A 22722-nucleotide genomic window follows, 5' to 3' on the forward strand; every position below is an offset into this window, starting at 1 on the left:
CATCGTTTGGGTATGAGCAATGTCGTTAATCACCTTTCTTGTTATTTTGTTCAAGGACTAACGATAATAGGCGAACGAGCAGGGACTGAGCTTCCGGTGAGAGCAATCTCGCCACGGCCGTTAGGTCATTTGCTGTGACATGCTGAACATCACGTACATCTAAGGCAATATCTAGGTCAGTCAAATGAAGCGAACGCAATATGGCACGATATTGTGAGAGTTTAAGATCGGACTCTCCGCGCTCGATCCTTTGATATGTTTTTACGCTCATTCCAGCGATGTTTGCCATTTGCTCACGGGAGAGGCCATTCGATTTTCGTCTTGCGATCAGTGCTTGAATTATAGGGTCTACCTGCATGTGCTCTCCTGAAAGGACAGTTTTGACCTAAACGGAGCAAGAAGTGGACCAGTTTAACCACCACATATTTACCTGCTTTGCAATCAGTATAAAAATAACTGTCTTATAAAAACGTAAATATTTTAGTCAGTTATTAACTCAATGGAAAAGTATCAATCATACAAATCAATAGAAACGAAAGCTTCTATTCGCAAAATGCAACGCATTTTAGATCATTTATTTAGTGAAATTGATCAGCAACATCGTGAGACTAAAGAGAATGTTGTGACACTGATTCAACAGTCACAACAGCGATTGATGAACTACAAAGAGCTTTACCTTCACAAAGAATCGATAAGTGAAGTAGAGCTGCGGATGGCGCATGAAAATATGAGTGAGACTGAGAAGCAGGTCGCCGATATGGGTATTCCAGTGTTAACTTATATCATTGGCGCGCTAGATAAAGCGTATTAACACAGTCGTAAAGTCGGGCGATACAAGATTTACGCAATTTCGATCAATTGATGACATCTAAAAGAAAGGATGCAAATGCTGGGGAACCACACCCAGCATTCGAACACTCATTTACCTATATTTTCGAACCGTAAATCAGTGTTTAGAGGTATGTGAACCGAACAGTGTCGGTACGCAGCGAATAATAGCGATATTGTCCGATCTAGGCTACGTCCTTGGAATCTAACACCTTCACTTAAACTGTAAATTAATCTGTACACCCAGCCAAATTGAGCCATTGAGCACGTTCTTCCTTCTCTTTAAGCGATAAAAGACTAATTAGTGACGAAAAAAACAACACATCTTAGGTAAAAGATAAGAGTTGTTAAAATATATCGCTATAAGATTGACCTTTTGCTTTTCAATCGTCCTGCTTATGCCTTACAATCTTTTCGAACCAAATCCATTCATAACGAATGGGGTTGATGAATTAAGATGAACAATTTTGCTTCGAACCCAAAGTTGCGCACATTTCATCAACGATGACATCGCCAAAAACGACTCTCAAGTGTTCATGTGCAAATGATTAACCACCTTTTGTTGCGTGTTTTCTTAGCCATACAGGGCTCTTGTAACATAGTGCTCTTGTAACCAAATTTTGACTAAGTCGGAGCGTTTTGTTGTGTGCTTTAGATAAAGCACAACTGGTGAGAAATTAACGGATTGAATTTAGAGGTATTAACCGTGAACCTAAAACTTGTCGGCAGCTCCCTGATCGTTGCAGGTACTGCTCTTGGCGCTGGTATGCTTGCTATACCAATGGTGCTTGCTCAATTTGGCCTCCTTTGGGGCACTCTTCTTATGTTGTTCATCTGGGCTGGAACGACTTATGCTGCGCTGCTCCTTCTTGAAGCCAGTTGTAAAGTAGGTGGTGGTGTGAGCATGAATGCAATTGCTCGCGAAACGCTTGGTAAAGGAGGCCAGTTGGTAACCAACAGCTTGCTTTACGCCCTGTTAGTTTGTCTATTAATGGCTTACATCATTGGTGCGGGTGATCTCGTACAAAAAGTAACAGCCTCATTTGGGCTTCCAACATCTACGATCTCAAGCCAAGTCGGTTTTACTCTTTTAGTTGGTATCATTGTTTCGGCAGGTACAGGGGTAGTAGATAAGCTGAATCGCGGTTTGTTCCTAGGCATGATCGTAGCGCTGATCCTGACACTTTTTGCGCTTGCACCAAGCGTCTCGTTTGAAGGACTTGATGAGGTTGTGAGCGACGATAAAATGGCACTTATCAAAACCAGTTCGGTGCTTTTCACCAGTTTCGGTTTTATGGTCGTGATCCCATCGCTTGTAACTTACAACAAAGAAGCGAGTAAAACACAGCTGCGTAATATGATTATCGTGGGCTCAACTATTCCGCTTGTTTGTTACCTATTATGGTTGTTAGCGGTTGTCGGCAACCTACCACCTCATGAGCTTGTTCAATACTCCAACGTAACAGAGTTGATATCGGTACTAGGTCAGCAATACGAGGGCTTAGAGTTCATCCTATCCATGTTTACTGGTTTGGCACTACTAACGTCGTTCTTAGGTGTTGCAATGGCGCTATACGATCAAAATGCAGACCTACTGAAAGCAAGTAAGCCAGTGATTTTTGTTACTACTTTTGTGCTACCACTATTAGGTGCTGTATTTGCGCCAGAACACTTCCTAGCTATTCTCAGCTACGCGGGGATTATTCTTGTGTTTCTCGCGGTCTTTGTCCCATTATCAATGACCATGAAAGTGCGCCGAGTGCCGGTAGAAGATGACAATATTTATGAAGCTGGTGGCGGCGCAATGGGAATGAGCATGATCTTCCTATTCGGCTGTTTCTTGCTGTTTGCCCAAGCAGTATAAAACCACGCTAGCTTATTTAAAAACTGAGCCGCTCGTATTCAAACGGGCGGCTTTTTTGTATTCATAGCCGAACCCAGGCCACTCAAAGTCATCAGCATTTGTGATGTTTGACGTTTCTCTGATAATCACGGTTAGCGCTGACTTTTTAGTAAAACTCCTTAGCGAAAGGCTGACATGTACAGTGATTCACCCTCCTATTATATCAATGTTGATATGAATAAGAGGCTCTGTTGTGTCAAAGCAATTATCTTTTGCCATGGTTGGCGTTATGTTGTCTTTAGGTGTGTTGAGTACAGAAGCGGTGGCTGACCCGAAGCATAAGCATGGACATCGGTACGGGTACGATCACCATCATGCGCATCACCACCATCATAAACACAAGCGCAAGCACAAGCATAAACACAAACATCGTGACGTTATTTATGTGGAGACCAGACGACCAAGGCGCAGTTACTATTACCATGACCGAATTCCTCGGAATAGTACCTACATAAAGATTGGAGATTTCACTTATCTAAAAGTGGACGACCGCTATTATCGTCGTTCTAATGATCGCTATATCCATGTCGAGCTCAATTAAACTTGAAAGGACACATAGTCGGCGTTCTTGTAATGTTGAGCTTAATAGCACCAACATGGCACATGTAACATCGACCAATACTAGGGTAGAGGGTTAAAAACAAAAACAGCGAGCCGGTGCTCGCTGTTTTTGCTTAAATGAGTGTTAGACAGTAAATCTATTTAAGATTTGATCTTGTTTATGTACATCTTCTTGTTGCGCCTGCATCGCGTCGTTGGTTCGATTTGCCGATTCGGCGACTTGAGTCGATAGGTCTTTAATATTCACCGTATTGTTGTTGATCTCTTCAGCGACGAGGCTTTGCTCTTCCGCTGCTGAGGCAATTTGCAAGTTCATATCGGAAATACGCTGAATCGCATCACGAATGCGTTGTAACGCACTATTTGCTAAACCCGCTTTTTCAACGGCCTCTATAGCACTACCTTTGCTTTGATGCATGGCATTTGCCACAGATGAAGCGCCAGATTGTAGTTGCTCAATCATAGTACGAATCTCTGTTGTCGACTCTTGAGTACGTTGTGCCAGTGTACGTACTTCATCTGCAACAACGGCGAAGCCTCGGCCAGATTCTCCCGCACGTGCAGCCTCGATTGCGGCATTCAACGCGAGTAAGTTCGTTTGGTCCGCAATATCGTTGATGACTTTTAGAATCGTTTCGATATTGGCGGTAGCAGATTCCAACACTTGTACTTCTTCGACTGCAAGGTCAATGCTATCGGAAAGCATGTTTATCGTTTGTGTCGATTCACCAACGATAGAAGACCCCTCAACCGTTGCTTGGTCGGCTTCTTTGGCTGCACTTGCCGCACCTTGCGCATTATTAGCAACCTCTGTCGCGGTGACAGACATCTCATGCATCGCGGTAGCAAGTTGTTCTAGCTCTTGCAGCTGAGTGTGAATTGCGCCTGCCGAGTCTTTTGCGCCCTCAGCGGTGATTTGAGTTCCGTTTAAAATTTGATCAGAAATACGTTTCGACTCAATGATTTGCTGTTGTAAGTTCTCCATGAACGTATTGAAGTTTGTGGCAAGCTCAGAAAACTCTTGGTCAGTATCTGTTTCGAGGCGTTGTGTAAGGTCGCCTTTCCCTGATGCTACATCTTTAATCGCATTGTTTAGCGTGTCCAAAGGACGCATGAGAGTGCGAATCAACAGAGTTAGGGCGATAATAGATGCAATCACGGCAATGATTGAATAAATAATAGCGTTGTTACGAAGCTCTCCTACGGCAGAATAGGCAACAGCTTCATCGATCACCGAACCTACGTACCAGTTCTCGCCAGGAATGTGAGTCAGGTTAACCATGTAGCGGTTGCCATCAATCTCAACATGTTGTGCTGATTGCGTAAGTTCGATTTGCGGGAGGTAGCTACCGACCTTCTCGCCGTTATACTTACTTTGAGGGTGAGCAATGGTTGTGCCATCAGCGGTGATCAGAAATAAGTAGCCAGCATCAAACAGATTCACTTGGTTGACCAGATCAGAAAGGGTAGTTAATTCGAGGTCATAAAACATACCGGCTAAAAATTGGCCATTTTCTTTTACTGGCGTACCAACAGAGATGATAACGTTTTTCGAAGACGCATCGACGTACGGATCGGTTACGACCAAATCGCCTTTGCTCTTAGCTGCAATAAACCAAGGACGCTGACGTGGGTCGTAGTCTGGACCCGCATCCCAGCCGTCGTCATTTTCAATCACAAAGCCATTACTTTCATAACCAAAACCGATGGCAAGGAAGCTGCTTTTTGGCGTCGGTCTTTCAAGTATGTTTTGAACATAGCTATGTGAACTGGGATCAAGCTCAATCACTTCAGTAATGGAGCGAGCGAGATCCTTCTTTGCATTCATTTCTGATTGCACAGTGTTACCAACACTGGTCAATATCTCGTTGACACTTGAGTCGATTTGCTCCTGAGTTTGGGAGCGGATGGTCATAACTTGTTGTGTCGACAATAACGACACAGTAATTAGCAGCAAAAATGAAGAGGCTGTGACAACCTTATGTCTGAATTTCATGAGCTTTCCTCTGATTCTCCCGGTTGGTTCCACTTTGCTTTCGCCTCTTTTAAACCGAGCGAATTGGGCATAAAGAGAAACCTATTGTGTTTGGTTATATTTTTATCGACATCTTTGTCAAAAACATGAACTCATTTGTCGTCTTTTTTAACTAAATTTAAACAAACCGACAATTTACGTTAAAACTTGTGAGTGTGATCATGTTTGCGAGCTCGATTAGTGAAATTGTCATAATGAAAAGAATTGCTTAACAAACAGTGGCATTAACTGGCTTTACAGGTGAGGTGATGAAAATTTTGTTGGTGCTGAAAGGTGTTTTGTTGAAGTTTTGTCTTTGTAAATTATGAGCTTTTTACTAAAAGCCTAATGTGGACGGAGTTTTAGGTATAAAAAAGGCCCCGACGATGCGGAGCCTTTGTTAATTGACGTCTCGATTTTAGAAAATAAGATGAGCAACGCCAGCAATCACAGGTAACGTGATTAGCGTACGTAAAATGAAGATTACGAAGAGCTCTACAATGTTTACTGGAATTTTGCTGCCTAACAGTAGGGCACCTACTTCCGACATGTAGATAAGCTGAGTTACTGACATTGCCGCAATAACAAAACGTGTCATTTCGTTATCGATTGAGGCCGCTAAAATTGCTGGAATAAACATATCCGCAAAGCCAACAACGATTGTCTGTGATGCTGCAACAGCTTCAGGGACTTGCAGTAGCTCTAGGTATGGGATAAACGGTTGACCCAGAATCGCAAATACAGGCGTGTATTCTGCAATCACCAATGCAACGGTACCAAGACCCATAACTACAGGTAGTACGCCAAATACCATGTCGACTGCGTTGTGTACGCCTTCTTTAAATACAGACTGAACCGATGTGACTTGACCAGCACGCTTAAGAGCTAGATCCATACCCCAAGAGAATGTGGTGTGGCCTTCTGGCACTGCATCTGCGTCTTTATCTGGGTTGCTGCCGTCAATGTAGCGATCTTTCTTCAGACTAAGCGGAGGCAGGCGAGGAATGATAATCGCAGCTACGATACCAGCTAGACAGATAGCGCCGTAGAAAGGCAAAAATAAGTGCTCTAGTTTTACCTGAGCGATAACAACTAAGCTAAACGTGATCGATACTGCTGAGAAAGTGGTCCCGACAACAGCCGCTTCACGCTGAGTGTAGAACTTATTTTCGTATTGCTTGCTGGTTAGCAAGATACCAACACTTCCGTCGCCTAACCAAGATGCCATACAGTCAATTGCACTGCGGCCAGGTAGGTTGAATACCGGACGCATTATTTTACTGAGTAACGCACCAAATAGCTCCAGAAGACCGAAGTTCAAAAGAAGCGGAAGCAGTAAACCCGCGAAAATGAAAACGGCAAACAGAGTAGGTAGAAGACCAGTAAGAACAAGCCCGCCAGTGTTCTCTTCCCAAATTGCTTTTGGACCCAGTTGGAAGAACGTCATTAACACGGCAGCGCCGCCGATTAAACGAACAACGAGCCAAAGTGGAGATGGATTGAAGAGACCGTTTAAAAAACCATTACGTAAAATTGCAGCTGGCTTAAAAATTTTGCAAAGAACAGAAGCAACGGCCATGAAAGCGATGATACTGGTGACGATAGCAATCAAGGTATCGCCTAACACCGCTGGGATGACTTTTGCCATCACGGCAACGGGAATGGTTAGGCCGCCATCGTAAGAGATCGGAGCCATAAAGAGTAGAAGACCAATTAGGGAAGGGATGAAAAACATCCAAAAGTTGCCCTTAGGAGCTTCAGTAGCATTAGTGGTGTTATGCATAGTTGTCTCGTGTTACTACTAGTCAATACTTGCCATTTCCATGACATAAATATTCACTAAACATCCGTATTTAATCACAGTTTTGCGGAGGGTACCCGCAAACTGCATCCATTGCAATACTATTCATTAAATACATCTAGTTATTCAGCCGATTTGTCGGGTAATTGGTCAAATAACGTCTAAGTGTATGCGAATATGTTGCTTGTGTTAGAAAATTGTAGCACGAGGGGCGAATTGCGCAGTGAATTATGGGGCGCATTGTGACTGGAATAATAAAATGGTAAACAAATGTGATTTTGATCTAACTAACTTCTTTGCCAGAAATTCAGTTAGCCTTATCTATTTTAAGGTTTTTAGTGGTGTCAAAATACCGTTCAGCGTTTCTTGTACCGTTGCAGTGTGAACCTATTGAGCCAAATCCGATTGAAGTATGTCACTTCAATCGGATCGAAATTTTATGCTTTTTGTTGACGGCTAAGTATGTATAGGTAACTCCAGTAAATCAGAGCTGTAGAAAAAGCCAATATTGCTGGGAAAACCAGCGTATATAAACTATATACCGTAAATAGAGCCGCTCCCGCGACGCCGCCAAACAAAAAGCCAAAGAAAATGAATAGGAATAATTTAGCTTTACGTCGGTCAAATTGACGACCTCTCAAGCTCTCTCCAATCATAATCCCTAGATCGGTGATGATTCCGGTCATATGTGTGGTTCTGACTACTGCGCCGCTAAACGTGGTGATCATGGCGTTTTGTAATCCACATGCTGCTGATGCTAGATATTGGCCGTACAAATCCCCTTGCACCAAAAAGCCCAGGCTGAGTAAGAGCAAGCTCCCTTCTATGCACAGTGCAACACCATATCTTCGCCCTAGTTTTAACGCACTGCTTTCAATAAAAAAGCCGCTAAAGGCAGCGCCAATCAAAAAGCTAAATACGATGAAGAGCAGGTGAATGGAGCTATCCACACCTGTTAGCAAGCTGTTCCCTAGCTGAGTTACGGTTCCCGAAAGATGAGTTATCGCTTGGTGTTGAAAGCCGAGAAGACCAACGGCGTTGACGCAGCCCGCGAGAAGAGCTAGTAGAAACGCGCCATATTCCACCCAACGAGGAAGTCTGGAAATCACAATAAACCCCCACCAAATATTAGGAGCCGATTATAACGCTCACACCGAGTTACGAAACCCTTTACAGTAAAACTCGATTGATCATTCTCAAAAAAATCTCACTTATAGGGTGTTTGTCCGAGCCAAAGTAAATATGTGAACGTGGATTGCCCGCTAGCAGATGTGTTCCGTTGTGCATTCGAAACTCACCCACCCGTGTTTCATTTGTTCATAGACTGAAACGGTAGGTTGGTGGAACTCTTTATCGGTAAATAGACCGACGGGAATGATCATGATTTCCGGGTATGCAGAAACGAACAACCTCATTGTCGTGCCGCAGGATGGACAAAAGTCATACTGAACCTCACTGCCATCATCTCCAATTCGGGTATAGCTAGTGACTTCACCGTTTAAAGTGACGTGCTCTTTTTCAAAGCGAGCTTGTACCCCAAAAACACTGCCAGTTCGTTTTTGGCATTCGAAGCAATGGCAGACAGACGTGTGGGTGGGCTCTCCCTTACAACGGATCTCAACTAAACCGCAGGCGCACTCGCATGTATGAATGGTTTTTGTCATCGTGATTACCTATTTGTCCCAATACACCAATAGACCTAGAGCACAGAGCTTGTGTCACTAGCTCGTTATGAGCTCTGGACTTGAAACTATTTGGATACAATCAGTTTAGTTTAATTTTGAAACACTTGAAGAGGTGAAATCATTTGGGTATACAATGGTATACTCGCTTTTCGTTTATACCTTGAAACAAGGAAGTCTTCATGACTCACAAAAAAATCCTGCCGATACCACTTATTCTACTTATTCCAATCGTTTTATTAGTTGTGGTTGTGATCGCAGGTGTTTATCGTTTTAGTTTGTCTGATGACGAGATCATGGCTAAGTTTCCTCAAACAAAAGTAGAAACGAACGTTATTGTGCAAGAGACGCTTGGTATCACTGCACGTAATCCTTGGACGATCCAAGTCCCCGAGCAGGGTGCGGTCACTTTTCTTGATGAGTGGGATAAAGAAAACGGCTATTTGATAGGTGACTATGATGCAGGTGTGACGAAAGGTCAGGTACTTGTTCCAACTGCGTCGATTAGTCAGCGTGAGATTGAAGGTGTTTCATGGGTTGTTGCACCGATGATTGTAACAACACAAGGTAGCGGTTCGTTTAACTATGTTGGCTTGTTCAAGTTTGACCCCTTGCCGAGCCGAGTTGTCCTTTTAGACAGTATTTTTGTTGGTGACCGCGTGAAATTTACTCAGCTCGAATGGAAAAGTGATACAACTATCACGCTTTCATATTTAGCGCACGGTGACGATCAAGCAATGGCAGACACGCCAAATCAATTCAATTCATACACATTACAGCGTGTAGGGAATAACTTACATATGCAACAGTGATGAATTTTTTTTGAGTTCTGTAAAAATTCAGTATTTTCTGCGCTAGATCTCGAAATTTCCTAGTGATTTCTTATTCGGGAATGCATAAGCTATGAGCCTTGTTTGAAAGGAGATAGTAATTCCCGTGTCTACAAATGAAATTACAAGACGGTTGCCGAATCTGACAAGTCGTAGAGCGCTGCTGTTATACTCCTTGCCAGTTTTAGTTGCGATTGGTGTTTCTCACTCTCTCAAAGAGTCATCTTTAACCAAAACCATCGCATTGAACCTACCTGAATCTCAGGTCGTTGAAAAAATTCTTGATGCGACAACTGCCGAAGTTGTCACTCCCCCGAACTTCGAATATCAAATCCAAACAGGTGACAACCTAAGCACTATTTTTAGTCAGCTCGGTTTCGGTTACAGCTCGTTAATGAAAGTAATGGAAACGGATTTGAACTACTTGGCACTTGATACACTTAAGCCGGGCAATACGCTCCGTTTCTGGCGTGATGATGCAACAGGCGAGTTAGCGAAAATGGAACTGCAATTTTCTATTGCAGATAAAGTGGTCTACAAGCTGAATAGTGATGGTAGCTATGACTTTACTGATATTTCCATTCCTGGCGTGTGGAGCCAAGAACCTTTAGTTGGCGTTATTCAAGGCAGTTTTTCTTCTTCTGCCAGTCGTTTAGGTTTAACGTCGGCGGAAGTGAGTCAAGTCGTAAGCTTACTCAAAGAACAACTTAACTTTGGACGTGATCTTCGTGCAGGTGATCGATTTGAAGTTGTTCGTCGCTCACAAAGCATCAATGGTGTACCAACAGGTAAGAACGAAATTGAGGCGATTAAGATTTATAATCGCGGCCGCGAGATCACCGCTTACCTTCATACTGATGGTCAATTCTACAATGCCAAAGGTGAAAGCTTACAGCGCGCATTCCAGCGTTACCCTGTAAGTAGTCGTTGGCGTATCAGTTCTGGCTTCAACCCTAATCGTTTACATCCAGTAACGGGGCGTGTTGCGCCGCATAACGGCACTGACTTTGCTGTACCAACCGGTACACCAGTCGTTTCTACTGGTGATGGTACAGTGATCATGACTCGTAAACACCCATATGCGGGTAACTACGTGGTTGTTGAGCACGGCAGCAAATACAAAACCCGTTACTTACACCTAAGTAAGATTTTGGTGAAGAAAGGGCAAAAGGTTTCTCGAGGCCAGCGTATCGGTCTTTCTGGTAAAACAGGTCGAGTGACTGGGCCACACCTTCACTATGAGTTGATTGAATACGGCCGTCCAGTTAACGCTATGCGAGCAAATATCCCAATGGCGAGTTCTGTTCCTAAGAAAGAGATGGCTACTTTTGTCGCGAACAGAGATGAAATGGATAGACTATTACGCGATAAAGAGAAAGCAGTGCTGTAATAAAGTACTTCGCTTAAAAAACAAAAAGAGACTAAGCATAGCTTGGTCTCTTTTACTTTGTGCATTAACTAGATTTGAATTCTATGACAGCAGTCTGTTCAGTACGTTAGGCACTCCGCACTTCACGTTCATTTATCAGGTGTACGATTTCTTCAACACTGTGTGGACGAGAGTAAAAATAACCTTGGATGTAGTGGCAGCCCATTTCAATTAACTTTTGTAGTGCTCTATCGTCTTCTACGCCTTCGGCAATCAAATCCACATCAAGCAGCTCTGCCAATTGTGCTATCAAAAACACTACTTGTTCAGAGGTTGTATTTGAGAGCATGTTCTGCACAAAGGTAGCATCGATTTTGATGCTATCAATCGGATAATTGTGTATATAGTTCAAGCTTGAGTATCCCGTACCAAAATCATCCAGTGCGACTTTAAAACCCAAGTATCGCAACGAGTTAAGTACCATCTGTTCACGGCCACTTTGTGAGAGTAAGACGGTCTCGGTGAGCTCTATAACAAAGTCTTTTGCTTCGTGCTGATACTTTTCAACCATGTTGGTTAAGTGATTAATATAACGGTTGGAATCAACCAGCTCATACGCTGAGCAATTGATGGAGAGTTTGACTTTATAGCCTAGGTTCGCTTCGAGTTCTTGCTTTGCGATACACGCGAGTTCAATAATCCGTTCACCTAACTCGATAATCAGGCCTGATTGCTCGGCAGCTTCAATGAACTCCGCTGGAGAGATATTTCCATAGATATTGCTATTCCAACGAGTCAAAATTTCAAAGTAATTCCAGCGGTCGCTCGTGATATCGACGATCGGTTGAACCACTACATACAACTCATCGCTGTCTTGTATATCAGTACTTAGCTGGATTCGCATTGCCTCAATAAGCTGCGTCCTACGGTGGTATAACGCACTAAGGTGTGTGTCGTAATGCTGAATCCGTGTATCGCGGTGTTTTTTACAATCTTTGAGAGCGAGACTGGCATTCAAAATCAGCTCATCGCTGTTCAACATATGTACTGGGGCACGTGCAATACCAATACTAACGGTGAAAGAAATCCGGTTAGATTTGTCGCTGTAGCCGCTTTCAATTTTGTCGAGTACTTCCTGACACACGGCGACAGGATCTTCGTCGTACGTGATGAAGGCGAATTCATCTCCTGCAACACGGAACGCATTGTTTGGCGACGACAAGCTCTGTTGAATGGCGTTAGCTGTGAACTTAATGATTTGGTCGCCGATATAGTTTCCGTTGATATCATTGATCGATTTGAAATTATCGATATCAAGATACGCCAAACTGAATGGGCGAGTCGCCTGCTGCGTTAATGTCTCCAAGGTATCAGCTAAACAGCTACGGTTGAGCAGTCCAGTTAGGTTATCATGCGATACCTCATAGCTAAGCTGATTAAGAAGCTTATCTGAACGTTCACTGACCCACTTTTCACGTAAGCTATGAATAATGACATTGGCATAAAATCGGTGGAAGTCGAGGATATCTTGCGCTTCTTTCGCGTGGATGCTTCGGGTAAAGGTAGACAGTAAAATTCCCAGAACTTCGCCATTTTGTGTCTTCAATGGCAGGCCAATGTAAGCTTGAATGCCATCTTCTTGAAACATCTGATCTTCAGGAAAACGCTTGTATACCTGGTCTTGATAGAAAATATGTTCGCCAATGTCTTTCGCCACTTTTTCACAGGGGGTGCCTGAAAGGTGGTAGCTTAGGTTGTCTGTAATTTTTCCATTGCTGGCGAAGGAAATGGTATGAGCCGAATGCTGAAGATGCGCAACTTCTACGACGCAAGTGCAATGGCTCTGCAAGTGTTGATGAATATCTAGCGTGACCCGGTTTAGCTGAGCCGTGCCGTTTAGCTTCAATATCTCATCAATTTTGTGGAAACTGATTTGTACCTGACCCATTGAGCATTTCACCTAGCGTTGTTATTAACATATCGTGTAAGACACGACGAATTATTATTTGATATGCATCAAATAAACTATCGGTTACTAAGGCAGATTTTTCAAATTTTGTGAACGAACAAATCATTATTTTCATGTTTTTATGCTTGAACCTTTTAAAGCTATAGCGATAAAAACGCTAAGCTAGGCTCGCTTCTCCTCTTCTAATCGTGATTTGAGATAATCGAGGAATAGCTTAGTTCGGGTATGCTGATAATCCAGCTTTGGATAGTAGGCATATACAGTGGCTTTATCCGCTGTGATATCGGGCAGGATAGGGACTAACGCGCCGGATTTGAGATCATCTTTGATCATGACGTTGTTCGTCATCAAAATACCCATGCCTCTTTTGGCACCATGAAACAGCGTTTCTGGGTTGGTCGTGGCAAAGTTACCTGACAAGCTGATACGCTTACCTCGATTTGTTTTGATTTCTCGTGAGGGTTTTTCTCCCCAAATCAGGACATTATGCTCTGTCAGATCCTCAACGCATTGTGGGGTGCCATATTTCTTTAGGTAACTAGGCGCGGCGTAAAACTGGGCTTTATGTTCGAAAAGCGCAGTAGCTTTGAAACTTAGAGAGTTCAGTTGCTCTAATTCCCGGCTAATAAATAGGTCTAAACTTAGCTCTGGCAATTGGCCTGGTAGCGTTGTGGTTAATTGAAGTGTGATGTCTGGATATTTATCAAGAAAATCATCAAGATAATGAACTAGAAATTTAGAACCAACGGCCAGCGTTGCCCCAATTTTTAATAGCCCTGCTGGTGATTGGTTGACTGAGCGAGTCTCATCTAATACCGATTGCCATGAATCAAGCTGACTTTTTGCTCGTTGATAAAACAGAGCACCAGCTTCAGTTTGGCTAATTGAGCGGGTCGTACGTTTGAGTAGTTGAACGCCAATTTTATCTTCTAGCCATTGAACTCGCTTACTGATAGCTGAGCTGGTGGTATTGAGTTTCCGCGCTGCTGCATTAAAGCTACCTTCTTCGACCACACGAATATAACTCTTCACGCTTTGAATCCAGTCCATTGTATCTCCTTGGGAATTAATTCCTTTCTAACTTAGCTGATTATCATCTTTGAGTATCAAATATACACTGTTTGCCATCAATCTGTCACAAAGTAGGAGGAACGTTTGCGTAAAACACCATTGTTATTAGCGATGATGATCATTGCCACAGGCCAAGTTGGCGTTAGTATTTATCTTCCTTCTTTGCCATTGATTGGTCATGACTTGAATTTGCCGCAACATTCGATTCAGAATCTCGTCACGCTATTTCTCGTTGGCTTCGGTATCTCTCAGCTTTTTTACGGCCCATTGTCTGATGCGATTGGTCGTCGGCCGGTGTTTATTCTGGGGCAAAGTGTATATCTAGTTGGTACGGTTATTTGCATCGCGTTTTCGGACAACATTGTTGCCCTTGAAGCGGGACGGTTACTGCAAGGCCTAGGAGCGGGCAGCGCTTCGGTACTTGGTCGGTCAGTACTGCGTGATAGTTATGACGGTATGCAATTAACCAAAGCGCTATCTTATATTTCAGTCACTGCTTCAGTGATGCCAATTATTGCTCCGCTGTTTGGTGGCTGGATTGCTTTTCACCTGAGTTGGCATGCTGTCTTCGTGTTTGTGCTGATTTACTTAATGGCAATTTTTACACTTGGTTTATTGGTGCTGCCAGAAACGCTGCCTTATCCGAAGAGAAAATTTAAAGTAGGCGAAGTAAGCGCGAACTATTTGCGTCTGTTAACGAATACACAAGTGATTGGTAGTGCGAGCTACAACTGGCTTAGTTATTTATCGGCTCTGGTTACGCTCTCCTTGTATCCATTTTTAATGCAACAAGAGTTAGGATTAACGGCGGCGGATTACGGCTCGTTGATGATCATACCGTCAGTTGGTTTGCTGACGGGTAGCTTAGTGCTGAATTTGATCAATGCTCGTTACAAAGCTCAGCAAATCTTGCTGATGAGTTTCGCGATTGTTGCTGTTGCTGGCTTCATGTTGTTGGTTACCCCCTTCAGTGTATTTTCATTGCTGACGGCATTCACGTGTTTAAGTTTTGCCCAAGGCATGTCATTCCCAGTATCGATTAGTTTGCTACTCTCGCCACATAAGCAACAGGCAGGCGCGGTTTCTGCGTTATCTGGCTCTATTCAAATGTGTTTAGCAGGTTTGTTTGGTGGGTACTTAGTAGACTCATGGGTTACGAATCAGCAGCAGCTTGGGGTGTTTTATTTGTTTATTGCGTTACTTTCTTGCTTTGTTCTTGTACTAAGCCAATTTCGTAAAGTGCCAGAAGGGACGGTTCAAGCAGAAACTTCCATCTGAATATACTTGCAACCAGAAGGTCGGCTTTCTAAAATGCGCAGCTAAATTAAGTCTGGCTTGTTGTGTATACTGAATGACTTGGTTTGAAAGGAAGAGGGCGAACCTTGATACTTCTCTCAAGCTTGGAATACATTTCTGCCCAATGGCTATCCGATCTCTAATCGTTAGGTGAAAGAATGCAACAAAACGAATTTGAAACACTGGTAAAAGAAATTACTCAGCAAGAAAGCATGCCAAAGGCACTTGAAATCTTGAAGGCGTGTGAGGAAGAAGAAGTTGCACAAGCGGCGCAATCCCTAACGGGTCAGTTTGGCCTTGCAGAAGTTGATGGTGAGAAACGTATTTACCATATTACCACTCAAGAAGATGAGTCCGGAGAAGAGCAAGAATACGTAGAGCACGTCATGAATGAAGGCGATCACTTGATCAAGTTTGCTGCGTGGTTCTTTGAAACATTCTTTGAAATCAAACAGAAAGATACGTACGTCGCAGCGGGTAAAACATACCAACAACCTAAGCGATAGACGCTCATTTCAAGAAATCCACGAAAATCAAACTGAAAGTTAATTACAAAATAAATGTGACTGGAGTCTTGTTTTTATCTAATTGTGGTGTAAAATTACAACATAGTTAAGTCAATACATTCAGGAGAAGGTCATGGGTAACGAACTTGGTGGTGCTTATATTGGCCAGATGATTGCAAAAGACGCGATGCACAAAGCGCTTTACGGTAAAGCGAAGAAGAAAAAAGCTTCTGTTTTTGCTCGTGTTATTAAAAAACTGGCGAAATAATTTAAAAAGCCCTGATTGAAAAATCAGGGCTTTTTGCTTTTCTCTGTTTTGTTGTTAGTAAGTAGCCAACATATTGCACAACATTGGCAAAACGCTACTCAAAGACTGATGACATTTAAATCTAGAATTACGCGGATTGGCTTGGTATCTCCACAACATTGTTAGGCACTTTATCTAGCCCCTTTGCTGATAACCACTTCTCTAAATCGTCAGCCCCTCCAATATATTTTCCATCTAACCAAATTTGCGGCACTGTTACCGGTGTTTTTTCGCCAATGATGGCTTTTACTTCAGGAATCATGCGGTATAAGGCGGCGCTGTCTTTAACTACATCATGGTACTCATACTGAACGCCAGCCTCGTCAAGTAATTGTTTGGCTTTGACACAGTAAGGGCAAGTTGCTTTACCATAAACAATGTTGCCTTTTAGCTCATCGCGTTTTACCCACTCAGCAATAACAGACTGTACAAGCACACCCCGATTCAATGCTTCTCCTTGACTGATAACTTTCCCTTCGACAAGAAGAATGGGTGCATGCCAAGCCCCCGCTTTTAATGGTTCCCACCAGTGAGATAACCAATCTTTTATCTCGAGTTCAACGGGCACATCGGCTAGTTCGTTTTCAAAAGTATCCTTTAAAATATCTTTGGTTAATGTACATTCACCACAAGGAATATTGACTTTGAATGGGCCCCAACTACCAGCCCAGCGATACAGTGTAATTTTGATTGGTTGACTCATATGGGTTCCTCATTTCCTTTCCTGAAAATATAGAACTTTTAAATTAGATTTTTCTTTCAACTAACTTTGTCTTTTTCGCTTCCCAATGCGTAATAAACGCAATAGATGCAATAATAATCGCAGCACCTAACCATAAACGACCAGGTGGCACCCAACCAAACACCAACCAACCAGCAACAACATTCAAAGGCAGTTTGGCGTGATCAAATGGTTGCACAAATGAGGCGTCTGCTACTGCATATGCTTTAACGATAGCCCATTGAGCGAGTGCTGTAAGTGCACCTGCGGCTAAAAGCACACCCCATATCGTCCACGTATCTGGCATAGTAAACGTCGGTATCGCTAACAAGATATTAAATGGCGTTATCAGCAGTAATAAATAGACGACCATGGTTGAAGGCGGATCGTTTACCGACATTTTTTTAACCATTAATGAATACGCTGCCCAGAAAAATGCGGCGCCAACAGGGAGCAGGGTCGCCCATGTAAATGAGTCTGCCCAAGGCTCAAGAATGATCATGGCACCAACAAACCCCGTCAATGTAGCGAGCCAGCGTGCAGTACCTACTTTCTCTTTGAGTAACAAGCCAGAACCAACTGTGGCAAATAACGGGGAGGTCATGAGAAGTGCAATACCTTGCCAAATTGGAACTGGGTAAGCGAGAGCCCATAACCAAAGTTGAATCCCGATAACAGAGAGAAAAATGCGGAATGCATGCCAGCCAAAGTGTTGGGTTCTTAAAGAACGTCTAATCCCAAGTGTACGTAGGTAGGGCAGAATAACAAATAAGGCGATTGCATATTGGAATAACGCAAATGTGGTGGAGGAGACACCAAAGTTGATGCTAGCAATTTGGGCGAAGCTGTTCACTATGGCGAATGCCAAGCCTGCTGTTAGCATCCAGGACGCACCTTGAACAGGATGATGATTCAATTGAAAAATTCCAGTTTGATAGAGGTGGCGGGATCATACGTCCTATTGTTTTTCGCGCCAATAAAAAAATGCCTCCCAGAGGGAGGCGACATTACCAATTCAAAGGACGTGCCTGTTATAACAGGTACAAAGAACGAGAAGCACAAACGCTGCCATGCATTTGCATAAATAATATTGCAGAACACGTGCCAACTTTTATATATTTGATTTTAAATGGTTTTTTGGTTTTTCTATGTTGTCGATTAGATGAAATGCACTAACTTAGTGATCAATCGCATTAAAAGAGGGCAGAAGTAGGCGTCGTTACGCTCGTTTTTCATTGCTGAGCGATGCTTGGATAGTGTGAAAACTTATCGAGTTGTGTTGGGTTAAATAAAAAATGGCCAGCAAAGGTGCTGGCCAAGTGGACTCGCTCTTAGGACAAGAGTGAATTAGAAATCGTAACGTACGCCTAGGCGCAGTGTATCTTCGCCTTCTGTTACTAGACCTGTTGTTGCATCTTTTGCTTCATCAAGTTGGTTGATGTAGTAAGACAGGTAAGTACGGAAGTTGCTGTTTAGTTTGTAGTAACCAACAAGCTCGATACCTTCAACGGTGTCGTACTTTGAACCGTTGTCTGGATCATTCTCTTGAGCTGTGTATAGAGCTGCAAGTGTCACTTTGCTTGCTACTTTGTAGCTTGCGACTAGCTCGTAAGCCGTAAAGTCTTCAGAGTCAGTCAGGGAACCTTGAGAATAAGTACCTGCTAGGTAAAGGTTGTCCATCGAGTAAGCGATACCACCTAGAATTTGATCTTCAGAGTTATCTTTATCTACATCGCCACCAGAGTATGCAAGACCAAAGTCGAGGCCCATTGGTAGTGAGTACATTCCAGAGATGCCGTATTTATCTTCGTTATCGCTAGAGTTTGCTTGGTAGGTTGCTTGAAGTTGTAGTGCATCAAACGCACCACGGTATGCGAAAACGCTGTCTTGCTTATCAGACGACGAATCAATAACTTGCTGAACACCAGAGAATTCAGTGATATCCGTCATGTCAGAGATGATGACTGCAGCCATGTCTTGACGACCTACAGAGAAAGCACCGATATCAGAGTCGACGCCTGCATACATGTAGCGGTTTTTGAATTCACTCTTGCCCGTTTTTTGTTCGGCTTCGTAAACACCGAAAGCAGAAAGGCCGTTGCCGATGTCTGTTTTACCTTTTAGGTTAAGACGAGCACGGCTTTTATCTTCCATAGAACCTTCAACTTCAGCACCGTCTGAACCGATGAAGTCACCACGAAACTCAACGCGGCCGCCAACTTTTAATTCAGTACCGTCGTTTTTGTATACAGTTGCTGCGAATGATGGTGCTGATACCAATGCTGTAAGAATTGCAGTAGTTAGTGCTGCCTTTTTCATTTTCTTATTACCCTAGTTGTAATCGATGGGCTTTCTTGCCCGATGTGTTGATGACGCTAAGGTAAAGGCTGAAAATGAAAGATAGATTTCTGTTAAGTTATGATTTGATTGCACTTTTATTGCTGGCGAGAATAAGTGCCCCTTCTCATACCACTTATAAAAAGAAAGGTTTATCTTTTTTGAGGTTTTTTCCTCTCCGTTGAAGACTGTGTTTTTTTCAAAAAGTTCCTGAATTGTTTCTTGACCCTAAATGTAAGTAAACATTTCAATTTGGCAGGGAAGTTTGGCCTAAAAATAGCGAATCATCAGCTATTTGTGAGCTAACTCTCTCTAAAGCATTTCTTATTGTAAGGTTTTTATTTCTCGATTTCTTGAAGGCTAAGTAAACGATTGCTTTTTAGGTTTTGTCTGAGATCTTTTCACTCGGTTGTCAGGAACTAATCAAATAAAGTGTCGGCAGTTGTTACACAAAGGTAAAACTAATCTGGTGGAAACGATGCCTCGGATAGCCTTTGTATTCCTCTCTTTGTTCATCATTTCGTTTTTACGAAAGTGAAACAAAGCCGGGTCTAAAACTGACTAACCAACTAATAAGTAATGGATTTAGAAATGAATAAAAAATTATTAGCAGCGGCAATCGCGGCAGCAACCTTCGGTACTCAAGCAGTTGCAGTGGAACTATATAATAACGATGGCACAACATTTTCGATGGGCGGCCACGTTTCTGTTAATTTAAATGGATCAGAGCAAGGTGACACGGATGTGGGTACTAACTCTCCTCGTATCAATATCTCTGCGACACAGGATTTGGGTAATGGCTTCACCGCAGACGCACGTGGTGAATGGGCGCTAAACTACTTAGACGGTGGTGAAGAGTCGTTTAAAACTCGTCTAGGTTACTTAGGTATAACGCATGAGGTTTATGGTCGTGCAGTAGGTGGTACGCAATGGTCACCTTACTACGATGTCGCAGGTATTGCAGATATGCCAATCGCGTTTGCCAACGACTTCATCTATGACGATCATGGAAACCTTGGTACTGGCCGTGCGGATAAAATGCTTTCTTACCGTAATGCCATCGAGCTGGGTGAAGCGGGTGTGATCAACTTTGGTCTTGGTTGGCAGGGTGCAAACGATGATTACACGCGCAACGATGCTGGAGTTATAACTGGCGGTGCTAAATACGATGACCGTGTGCAAGCTGCGCTTTCTTACTCAATCATGGGCGCTAAAATCGGTTACTCTTACAATGGCGGCGATTTCCAGCACCCTGCATATGCAGGTAAGCACACGGCGGAATCACACGTTGTATCAGCATCTTACGGTGCGTACGGCCAAGGCCTATTCCTTGCTGCGGTTTATGGTTCAAACGAAAACATGAACTTCAGTGCAAAAGGCGACCGTTTAGAAGAAAGTGATGCGTACGAAGCGATCATCGCATACGCTCTAGCAAACAGCCTAAACTTGAGTGTTAACTATGAGATGGTGGAAGGTAAAGAGTTTAAGAGCTCTAAAACAGAAACTGCTCGTGAAGAAATGGCACTACAAGCAGAATACAACTTCACGCCTAAATTTGTTGGTTACGCGGGTTACCAGTTTGACCTAAATGACGACAATGGTCGTGAAACTGATGACAAATGGGCGTTAGGTGCTCGTTACTACCTATAATAGGGTTTAGCGAGAACTATTATTCAAGCTCATTGATCTAAAGCCAGCCTCGTGCTGGCTTTTTTGTCTATTTGTTTTACAAATACTTTGCTGTTTCAATTAGATGATACAAAACTCAAAACGGGGTGAATGTCTTATTTTTTACACTAGAGGTTGCTATTTAGTGTCGTTAAGTCAATAGGTTAGATTATGATGGGATTTTTGTTTTGCAGGGAAGAATGATGAGTGTTATTCAAGTTGAAGAAAAGAAAGTAGAAGTGGGTAAAGTGCTTTGTGTTGGACGAAATTACGTTGAACATATTCATGAGCTTAATAATGCAATGCCTGAGCAAATGGTGGTATTTAATAAACCCGCAACTTCTGTATCAACAACTCTGCGTTCATTCCATCAAGAGCCCCTTCATTATGAGGCTGAAATCTGCTTTTTGATCAAGGATGGACGTTATTCAGCGGTTGGTTTGGGATTGGATCTGACCAAGCGTGGTTTGCAATCCTCGCTTAAAAATCAGGGGTTGCCGTGGGAGCGAGCTAAGGCATTTGATGGCTCTGCTGTGTTTAGTCGGTTTGTCTCTTTGGATAACATTGATATCAATGATCTTAACCTTGAGCTCTTAATCAACTGTGTTCGTGTACAAAAAGGTCACGTTAACCAAATGCTCTATCCGCCGCTAACTATCCTGGATGAATTAACCAGTTACACAACACTTCAAGATGGCGATGTAGTGATGACTGGTACACCAAAGGGCGTTGGTGAGGTACATGAAGGTGACATCTTCCTTGGTCGATTAAAGTGTGGCGATGTCACCTTGTTGGAGATTGAGTGGTTGGCGGATTAAAGCCAAATTCGCAGAACGAGAAATACCACCATACTGATAACCGTCGTTAAAAGAACATTTTTAGTAAAATACGCGATTAAAGCAGCCAGTACGGCAGCCAGTAAAAATGGGTTTTGCACATTGACGCTGAGCTCCCCATCGGGAATGAAAACGATCGGTGCCCAGATCGCAGTCAGTACTGCGGGGCTAGCGTAATTGAGTACTTTTTGAGTGCGCGTCCCTAATCGCAATGGTAGCTTGGGTTCTAAAAACAAGTAGCGGCTGGTGAAAACAAGTACCGTCATCAGCAAAATAGCCAACATGATCATTAGCGTTTCTCCTTTACTTGTTCCACAAAGTAACCAGTAAGCATGGCTAAAATGCTCGAAATCATCAAACTTCCCTCAATTTGATAATAGGTTAGGGCAACTGAGCTCACCAAAGCCACAATAACACTCGCGAGCACCGCTGCATTTTTAATGGTGGGTACTACTATCGCGATAAAAGTAGCGGCTACAGCAAATTCCAAACCCATTTCGTTCAGTTCAGGGATTAGACTTCCCGCAATAATGCCCGTCAATGTCGCGACATTCCAAAACAGGTAAAAACTCAGACCAGCCCCAAGTGCATACCAGCGATTAAATTGTTTATCGGAATGGTGGCCTACAATCGCAAACAGCTCGTCAGTAAGTAAGAAGCCGAGTGATAATCGCCATTTTAGAGGGAGCGGTGCAATTTTACTGCGCATCGATACACTGTAGAGGAAGTGTCGAGAGGTGATAAAAAACGTTGTCAGTAACATGGTCACTAGACCTGCTCCCGTTTTAATCATTCCCATCGCGACGAGCTGTGCAGAACCTGCGAACAAAATGGCTGATAGTGCTTGTCCTTCCAAAGGGTGAAGCCCAGTATCAATTGCGAATGAGCCTGCGAGTAAGCCCCAAGGGAGCACTGCGATACTCAGAGGCATCATCGCAAGTGTACCTTGCCAAAATAGCGTGGCTTTTGATTCTTTTTTTAACGGCAAAGTGTGGTCCATAGTTTCTTCTTATTTATTCCTAA

Annotated in this window: 22 protein-coding genes; 10 read left to right on the forward strand and 12 right to left on the reverse strand. The window is 43.1% G+C overall.

Annotated elements, in window-relative coordinates:
• Window positions 1-25: 25 nt before the first annotated feature.
• Window positions 26-358 carry a helix-turn-helix transcriptional regulator gene (locus R7P64_RS03025; protein ID WP_262643407.1) on the reverse strand — a complete coding sequence of 111 codons (333 nt, stop codon included), beginning with the start codon at window positions 356-358 and terminating at the stop codon, window positions 26-28.
• 141 nt (window positions 359-499) lie between these two features.
• Here R7P64_RS03025 and R7P64_RS03030 point away from each other — a divergent pair, with 141 nt between their 5' ends.
• The 3 genes from R7P64_RS03030 to R7P64_RS03040 all read left to right on the forward strand — a co-directional run bounded on the left by R7P64_RS03030 (window position 500) and on the right by R7P64_RS03040 (window position 3272).
• The gene (locus tag R7P64_RS03030; RefSeq protein ID WP_005375472.1) at window positions 500-811 is read left to right on the forward strand and encodes a hypothetical protein; all 312 of its coding nucleotides are present in this window, start codon (window positions 500-502) and stop codon (window positions 809-811) included.
• Between the two features lie 723 nt (window positions 812-1534).
• The gene (locus R7P64_RS03035) at window positions 1535-2692 is read left to right on the forward strand and encodes an amino acid permease (protein WP_053303777.1); all 1158 of its coding nucleotides are present in this window, start codon (window positions 1535-1537) and stop codon (window positions 2690-2692) included.
• Window positions 2693-2924: 232 nt separating this feature from the next.
• A complete protein-coding gene (locus tag R7P64_RS03040) occupies window positions 2925-3272 on the forward strand; it encodes a hypothetical protein (protein ID WP_080996664.1) in 348 nt (115 codons plus the stop codon).
• A gap of 144 nt (window positions 3273-3416) precedes the next feature.
• On the opposite strand, the gene R7P64_RS03045 is transcribed toward R7P64_RS03040, so the two are convergent.
• The 4 genes from R7P64_RS03045 to R7P64_RS03060 all read right to left on the reverse strand — a co-directional run bounded on the left by R7P64_RS03045 (window position 3417) and on the right by R7P64_RS03060 (window position 8771).
• A complete protein-coding gene (locus tag R7P64_RS03045; protein WP_025768473.1) occupies window positions 3417-5288 on the reverse strand; it encodes a methyl-accepting chemotaxis protein in 1872 nt (623 codons plus the stop codon).
• Between the two features lie 436 nt (window positions 5289-5724).
• On the reverse strand, window positions 5725-7089 hold the full coding sequence (locus tag R7P64_RS03050; RefSeq protein ID WP_262652884.1) for a YjiH family protein: 1365 nt from the start codon (window positions 7087-7089) through the stop codon (window positions 5725-5727).
• Window positions 7090-7544: 455 nt separating this feature from the next.
• Window positions 7545-8216, reverse strand: coding sequence for a YoaK family protein (locus tag R7P64_RS03055; RefSeq protein WP_258460880.1), 672 nt, complete (start codon window positions 8214-8216; stop codon window positions 7545-7547).
• A 153-nt stretch (window positions 8217-8369) separates the two neighbouring features.
• Window positions 8370-8771: a GFA family protein gene (locus R7P64_RS03060; protein ID WP_017635849.1), complete on the reverse strand. Its 402-nt coding sequence runs from the start codon at window positions 8769-8771 to the stop codon at window positions 8370-8372.
• Window positions 8772-8971: 200 nt separating this feature from the next.
• On the opposite strand from R7P64_RS03060, the gene R7P64_RS03065 reads away from it, so the two are divergent.
• Together R7P64_RS03065 and R7P64_RS03070 are read left to right on the forward strand one after the other, a co-directional pair.
• On the forward strand, window positions 8972-9601 hold the full coding sequence (locus R7P64_RS03065; protein WP_213972838.1) for a hypothetical protein: 630 nt from the start codon (window positions 8972-8974) through the stop codon (window positions 9599-9601).
• 124 nt (window positions 9602-9725) lie between these two features.
• Entirely contained in the window at window positions 9726-11009 is a 1284-nt protein-coding gene (locus R7P64_RS03070; RefSeq protein WP_064369150.1) for a peptidoglycan DD-metalloendopeptidase family protein, read from the forward strand.
• A gap of 106 nt (window positions 11010-11115) precedes the next feature.
• On the opposite strand, the gene R7P64_RS03075 is transcribed toward R7P64_RS03070, so the two are convergent.
• Window positions 11116-12936, reverse strand: a complete 1821-nt coding sequence (locus R7P64_RS03075) for a putative bifunctional diguanylate cyclase/phosphodiesterase (RefSeq protein ID WP_005375494.1) — start codon at window positions 12934-12936, stop codon at window positions 11116-11118.
• 183 nt (window positions 12937-13119) lie between these two features.
• Window positions 13120-14007 (reverse strand): LysR family transcriptional regulator, encoded by an 888-nt coding sequence (locus R7P64_RS03080; RefSeq protein WP_318123153.1) that lies wholly within the window; start codon window positions 14005-14007, stop codon window positions 13120-13122.
• A gap of 105 nt (window positions 14008-14112) precedes the next feature.
• On the opposite strand from R7P64_RS03080, the gene R7P64_RS03085 reads away from it, so the two are divergent.
• From R7P64_RS03085 to R7P64_RS03095, 3 genes are all read left to right on the forward strand, one after another.
• The gene (locus R7P64_RS03085; protein ID WP_017821607.1) at window positions 14113-15306 is read left to right on the forward strand and encodes a multidrug effflux MFS transporter; all 1194 of its coding nucleotides are present in this window, start codon (window positions 14113-14115) and stop codon (window positions 15304-15306) included.
• A gap of 176 nt (window positions 15307-15482) precedes the next feature.
• Window positions 15483-15830, forward strand: a complete 348-nt coding sequence (locus R7P64_RS03090; RefSeq protein ID WP_005375501.1) for a hypothetical protein — start codon at window positions 15483-15485, stop codon at window positions 15828-15830.
• A gap of 133 nt (window positions 15831-15963) precedes the next feature.
• Window positions 15964-16098 carry a hypothetical protein gene (locus R7P64_RS03095; RefSeq protein WP_017635854.1) on the forward strand — a complete coding sequence of 45 codons (135 nt, stop codon included), beginning with the start codon at window positions 15964-15966 and terminating at the stop codon, window positions 16096-16098.
• Between the two features lie 127 nt (window positions 16099-16225).
• Here the strand turns inward: R7P64_RS03095 and R7P64_RS03100 are convergent, their stop codons facing one another.
• The 3 genes from R7P64_RS03100 to R7P64_RS03110 form a co-directional block, all read right to left on the reverse strand.
• A complete protein-coding gene (locus R7P64_RS03100; protein WP_053303774.1) occupies window positions 16226-16840 on the reverse strand; it encodes a glutaredoxin domain-containing protein in 615 nt (204 codons plus the stop codon).
• A 43-nt stretch (window positions 16841-16883) separates the two neighbouring features.
• Window positions 16884-17741: a DMT family transporter gene (locus R7P64_RS03105; protein WP_005375542.1), complete on the reverse strand. Its 858-nt coding sequence runs from the start codon at window positions 17739-17741 to the stop codon at window positions 16884-16886.
• Between the two features lie 464 nt (window positions 17742-18205).
• Window positions 18206-19177, reverse strand: coding sequence for a porin (locus R7P64_RS03110; RefSeq protein ID WP_005375535.1), 972 nt, complete (start codon window positions 19175-19177; stop codon window positions 18206-18208).
• A 609-nt stretch (window positions 19178-19786) separates the two neighbouring features.
• Here R7P64_RS03110 and R7P64_RS03115 point away from each other — a divergent pair.
• Together R7P64_RS03115 and R7P64_RS03120 are read left to right on the forward strand one after the other, a co-directional pair.
• Window positions 19787-20845 (forward strand): porin, encoded by a 1059-nt coding sequence (locus R7P64_RS03115; protein ID WP_042521502.1) that lies wholly within the window; start codon window positions 19787-19789, stop codon window positions 20843-20845.
• Window positions 20846-21066: 221 nt separating this feature from the next.
• Window positions 21067-21681: a fumarylacetoacetate hydrolase family protein gene (locus tag R7P64_RS03120; protein WP_017635857.1), complete on the forward strand. Its 615-nt coding sequence runs from the start codon at window positions 21067-21069 to the stop codon at window positions 21679-21681.
• Here R7P64_RS03120 and R7P64_RS03125 read toward each other — a convergent pair.
• On the reverse strand, window positions 21678-21989 hold the full coding sequence (locus R7P64_RS03125) for an AzlD domain-containing protein (RefSeq protein WP_005385193.1): 312 nt from the start codon (window positions 21987-21989) through the stop codon (window positions 21678-21680). The two genes, R7P64_RS03120 and R7P64_RS03125, sit on opposite strands and share 4 nt — an antisense overlap.
• Window positions 21989-22699: an AzlC family ABC transporter permease gene (locus R7P64_RS03130; protein ID WP_064354591.1), complete on the reverse strand. Its 711-nt coding sequence runs from the start codon at window positions 22697-22699 to the stop codon at window positions 21989-21991. Before R7P64_RS03130 ends, R7P64_RS03125 begins: the two co-directional genes overlap by 1 nt.
• Window positions 22700-22722: the final 23 nt, after the last annotated feature.

The organism is Vibrio sp. 2304 (assembly GCF_033339475.1).
GTDB lineage: Bacteria > Pseudomonadota > Gammaproteobacteria > Enterobacterales > Vibrionaceae > Vibrio > Vibrio alginolyticus.

Coding starts and splice junctions, on each gene's coding strand:
- R7P64_RS03120 (WP_017635857.1), top strand. CDS start 21,067: ATGAGTGTTATTCAAGTTGAAGAAAAGAAAGTAGAAGTGGGTAAAGTG.
- R7P64_RS03050 (WP_262652884.1), bottom strand. CDS start 7,089: ATGCATAACACCACTAATGCTACTGAAGCTCCTAAGGGCAACTTTTGG.
- R7P64_RS03125 (WP_005385193.1), bottom strand. CDS start 21,989: ATGATCATGTTGGCTATTTTGCTGATGACGGTACTTGTTTTCACCAGC.
- R7P64_RS03130 (WP_064354591.1), bottom strand. CDS start 22,699: ATGGACCACACTTTGCCGTTAAAAAAAGAATCAAAAGCCACGCTATTT.
- R7P64_RS03095 (WP_017635854.1), top strand. CDS start 15,964: ATGGGTAACGAACTTGGTGGTGCTTATATTGGCCAGATGATTGCAAAA.
- R7P64_RS03105 (WP_005375542.1), bottom strand. CDS start 17,741: ATGCTAACAGCAGGCTTGGCATTCGCCATAGTGAACAGCTTCGCCCAA.
- R7P64_RS03110 (WP_005375535.1), bottom strand. CDS start 19,177: ATGAAAAAGGCAGCACTAACTACTGCAATTCTTACAGCATTGGTATCA.
- R7P64_RS03100 (WP_053303774.1), bottom strand. CDS start 16,840: ATGAGTCAACCAATCAAAATTACACTGTATCGCTGGGCTGGTAGTTGG.
- R7P64_RS03030 (WP_005375472.1), top strand. CDS start 500: ATGGAAAAGTATCAATCATACAAATCAATAGAAACGAAAGCTTCTATT.
- R7P64_RS03075 (WP_005375494.1), bottom strand. CDS start 12,936: ATGGGTCAGGTACAAATCAGTTTCCACAAAATTGATGAGATATTGAAG.
- R7P64_RS03060 (WP_017635849.1), bottom strand. CDS start 8,771: ATGACAAAAACCATTCATACATGCGAGTGCGCCTGCGGTTTAGTTGAG.
- R7P64_RS03080 (WP_318123153.1), bottom strand. CDS start 14,007: ATGGACTGGATTCAAAGCGTGAAGAGTTATATTCGTGTGGTCGAAGAA.
- R7P64_RS03045 (WP_025768473.1), bottom strand. CDS start 5,288: ATGAAATTCAGACATAAGGTTGTCACAGCCTCTTCATTTTTGCTGCTA.
- R7P64_RS03090 (WP_005375501.1), top strand. CDS start 15,483: ATGCAACAAAACGAATTTGAAACACTGGTAAAAGAAATTACTCAGCAA.
- R7P64_RS03025 (WP_262643407.1), bottom strand. CDS start 358: ATGCAGGTAGACCCTATAATTCAAGCACTGATCGCAAGACGAAAATCG.
- R7P64_RS03065 (WP_213972838.1), top strand. CDS start 8,972: ATGACTCACAAAAAAATCCTGCCGATACCACTTATTCTACTTATTCCA.
- R7P64_RS03115 (WP_042521502.1), top strand. CDS start 19,787: ATGAATAAAAAATTATTAGCAGCGGCAATCGCGGCAGCAACCTTCGGT.